General features: G+C 30.3%; 5 protein-coding genes. 4 read left to right on the top strand and 1 reads right to left on the bottom strand.

Translation table 11 applies throughout. The features are described 5' to 3' along the window. On the bottom strand, positions 1–689 hold a 689-nt coding region (locus B2145_RS01625; protein WP_291097446.1), incomplete at its 3' end, for a helix-turn-helix transcriptional regulator. A 98-nt stretch (positions 690–787) separates the two neighbouring features. Between B2145_RS01625 and B2145_RS01620 the strand changes: the two genes are divergently transcribed. The 4 genes from B2145_RS01620 to B2145_RS01605 form a co-directional block, all read left to right on the top strand. Further along, positions 788–1,402 (top strand): hypothetical protein, encoded by a 615-nt coding sequence (locus B2145_RS01620; protein WP_291097445.1) that lies wholly within the window; start codon positions 788–790, stop codon positions 1,400–1,402. Between the two features lie 722 nt (positions 1,403–2,124). Then, on the top strand, positions 2,125–3,063 hold the full coding sequence (locus B2145_RS01615; protein ID WP_291097443.1) for a CBASS cGAMP synthase: 939 nt from the start codon (positions 2,125–2,127) through the stop codon (positions 3,061–3,063). Beyond that, a complete protein-coding gene (locus tag B2145_RS01610) occupies positions 3,064–3,693 on the top strand; it encodes an SEC-C metal-binding domain-containing protein (protein ID WP_291097441.1) in 630 nt (209 codons plus the stop codon). Beyond that, positions 3,690–4,147, top strand: a 458-nt coding sequence (locus B2145_RS01605) for a nucleotide-binding protein (RefSeq protein ID WP_291097439.1), incomplete at its 3' end; no start/stop codon positions are given. The genes B2145_RS01610 and B2145_RS01605, both read left to right, overlap by 4 nt.

Below are 4,147 nucleotides of genomic sequence, written 5' to 3'. Positions count from 1 at the left end.
TGATACTTTTTGTCTATTTCCGAAAAAGAAACAATTCTATCCAAAGCTAAATTGGTGAAATTCTCAAATTCCGGATTATTTCCAATCAAAAACCAGCGATTATTATATTGTTTCAGATAATGAGGATGAATTTCTAATGTAGTCATCACATCACTTTTGAAAGATTGATAATCCACACACAATACTTTTTTGTATAAAATAGCATTAAACAAATCACCTAGAAAATGAATGTTTTTCAGGTATTCATTGGCATCAAAACTAATGATTTCCCTTTCGTGTGATTGCAGTTTAAAAGCTTCTTGCAATTTCAAAATCAATTCGTTTACCCATTCAAACTGTGGCATCCCTTTAAAACGGGACAAAACCAATAAAGCCGATTTTAATTTTTCGGCTTCCAATTCGTTCATAGGTTGCTTATTGATAGAAAAATCAGAAGTTTCATAACGGTAATACACTTTCCGGCCTTCTTTAATTCGATCTAATGGAACGGACCACCCTTGATTGCTTTCCATAAACTTAATGTCTTCAAAAAGTTGTCGTTTTTTGATACCATCCCCATCAGGATTGAGTTCAGACAAAGATTCATTACATTTTTCCAGCAAATCGGCTAAATAAAATTTCTTGTTGAAATTACTAAAGCATTTGTCTAAAGCGTGAAAACGGATAAGGGCATTTTTGTTGATGGCCATAGTTGAAAAATTTGATAGGGTAAATTTAAAACTAAACTATGCAAATAGACTGCACTAATGAGAAATAGTTTTGTAATCTAATTTAAAAAGAAAATAGTATGTACAAGAAAATTATGATTATCGCAGGGATTTTGACTTTTATGTTTAATGGAAATGTATTTGGCCAGGAAAAAATTGCCACCTACAATTCGGCTTATTTGTCAAAAAACTTTGAAATTCAAGCAGGTAAACCTAACGAAAAAGGAGATTTTGATTATTATATTGATTGCTCCTCTTCAGACAGTTCGAGTAGTAAAGCATCGTTAATGCTAAAAAACAAACAAGCTCCGGAATTCGTTGAATTCCTTTCAAGTATAAAAGATACTTTTTTAAAATGGAAACAAACTGCGATAGAAAATAAAGTAACTGAACTTGACAAGAAAATTGAATACAAGAATTTGAATTACAGAGGCGCATTCCTTTATGGCAAATGGAATTTTGATTATTCAGTTAATATTTCAGCGCGTTTCAGAATCATAAACGATAAATACTTGTTGATTATTGATAGCGATGCCTTACAATCCAGTTCAAACCAATTTATTAAAAGTGATGGTTTCCGTTTTGTTTTCAATTCAGCGCAAGAAATTGAAGAATTAATAAACGGCTTAGACATAGAAAAAGTAAAAGAGTTTTATGCGGATAAAAATGGCAAGGAAGATTTATTTAAAAATTAATGAAGAGGAAAAAAAAATTGGTTTAGCAATGAATAGTCCTGAATCCTATATTATTTCAGGTATTTATACGGTTCTCGGAGTAACAAAACTCACGGAATTATCACTTGAATATTTGTACCTATGATTTGCTCGTTCAGAACTAGACCATTATGCAATGTTTCATTCTAGGGATAGTACTAGAGAAACCTTTGAATGGGCGGATATACTGTAGAGAATATGAAAATCTATTATTCGAAACGCATTAGTTCTAAATAATAGCAGACAATGTACTAAATATCGTTTTAAAATACCATATTCGGCTCATTTTATATTTTTTTTAAATATAAAAACACATAGTTTTATTGTTTTATTTTTAATTTTTACATAAAAATTGCTTTTTACGTAAATAAAATAGTTTAATGTATTTTATTTTGTATATTTGCATAAAATATGTCGTTTTTAAAAGTAAAACAACATAAAGACCAAGGAAGAGGTCTGAGGTTCTTCCGAATATTAATCAATAAATCTTATATTATGGCTCAAACAGAGGCTGGTAAAAAGAAGATCTATGTACATTCTCATACAAAGGATGATGGTACTAAAGTACCTACTCATTATAGATCTACACCTAACACATCGAAAGGTGTTGGTTCTTCTAACAAGAAGTAATCAAACCGAGTTTTAAAAAAGGTTCTCATTAAAAACCTTAAAAAAACAATTATTAATTTTAAAAAAAAACGCCTATGGCAAATTTAGATCATTTATTTAAACAGTTCGACAATGAACTGAACATTACTACAAGCAAGAAAAAAGCTTTAATGACTTCAAAAGATAATCTTCGAATCAAAATCAAAGATTATTTTTCAGTGAATCATCCAAACTACAAACCAACATTTTACATCCAAGGTTCGTTCAAGTTAAAAACTCTAATCAGAACTAAAGACGACACTTGCGATTTAGATGATGGCGTGTATTTCAAAGAAAATCCAGATAACGTTAATGGGACTACTTTACAACGTTGGGTAAAAGAAGCGGTTGATGGAACAACCGATGCAACTCCTCAACACAGAAAAAAATGTATTACAATTGATTACAAAGCAGGGTACAATATTGATTTGCCTGTTTTGGTTTTTAATGAAGAGAAAGACTCTCATCCAAATTTGGCAGTAAAAGATTCTGGATTTCAAATAGATGATCCTAAAGAATTTGTGACTAAATTCAATGAAGAAAAATCAGACCAAATGGTTCGTATGGTAAAGTTTCTTAAATCATGGTGTGATTATAAGCGACAAGATATGCCGAGCGGATTATCTATGACTGTACTTACAATGAAAAATTTTCAATCCAATTTAAGAGATGACATTGCTCTAAAGTTCCTTTTAATTGAAATTGAAACAGACTTAAAGGCAAAGTTCAGTTGTATAATGCCAACGACTCCTAAAGATGATTTATTCAGGAATTATTCTGAAACAAAGAAAACAAACTTTATGGGTAATTTGTCAAAATTCATAGACGATGCAAAAAAAGCTATTGATGAGAAAAACAAACTAACTGCAAGTCGTTTATGGAAGAAACATTTAGGTGATAGATTCCCTGAAGGAGAAGATGAAGATGAAAAATCGACAAATAGCGAAAGTTTAAAGTCAATTATTGGAACTTCAATGCCTTATTTTAAGTTGTAGATGAATGAGCTTTTCCAAAAAGAGATACCAGAGGTTTTAAAAAAATATCCTAACCTAGTTAAAAAGAGTAAAGAAGGAAATGATATTTTGAAAGGAATTTTAGATATTTCAAATGAAAACGGGGAGATTGTAGGGAATTTTTCTGTCGAGATTCACTCGACAGAAAAATTCCCATACCGGTTCCCTATATTATATGAAGTTGCAGGCGAAATCCCAAACCATCCAGATTGGCATAAATACAGTGACACCTCTTGTTGTCTGACAGTTGAGCAAGATGAGATTATTAAATGTAAATACGGTATTACTATTTTACATTTCATTGAAGATATAGCGATGCCATATCTTGCGAATCAACTTTACAGAAAGAGAGAAGGAATATACCTAAATGAATATCCTCATGGATTAGAAGGATTTAAAGTATTTTATGTAGAACTTTTTAAAAGTGATGACGTTTCATTGTGGTTAAAATGCTGTGAAAGTACTTTTATAAAATGCAAAGCAAGACGCAATGACAAATGCTATTGTAATAGTGAGAGAAAATTTAAAAATTGTCATCTTCCAGTTGAAGAAAAATTACAAATTTTAGGGAGAGACAAAGTATTAACAGATATTAAAACAATTACAACATGAAACGAAAAATATTTATTGGATCATCGTCAGAGGGAATTAAAATTGCAAATCAGGTTAAAGATCAGATTAACTTAGAATTAGGAGATTGGATTGAATGTGAAACTTGGGAAAATGGCGGTGTTTTTTCACTAAACAAAGGTACATTAGAAAGTTTAGTTAAAGCATCTCGAAAATATGATTATGGTATTATGTTAGCATCAAAAGACGATATTCTTATTAAACGTATGAAAATATTCAATGTAATGCGAGACAATGTTTTGTTTGAGATGGGGTTGTTCTTAGGAAGTTTAGGATTACAAAGAGCATTTTTAATAACACATGATAAGACTTCACTACCTTCTGATTTTAATGGTGTAACTATAGTAAAATATAATGATAAAAATATAAGTGACAAAATTGCTAATGTAATCTTGGAAATAAAAAAAACGAAAGAAAGTTTTAATTTAAAACCAGT

The organism is Flavobacterium sp. UBA5153 (assembly GCA_002413745.1).
Taxonomy (GTDB): domain Bacteria; phylum Bacteroidota; class Bacteroidia; order Flavobacteriales; family Flavobacteriaceae; genus Flavobacterium.
Note: the sequence above shows the minus strand (reverse complement) of the source record. Positions and strands in the feature narration are given on the sequence as shown.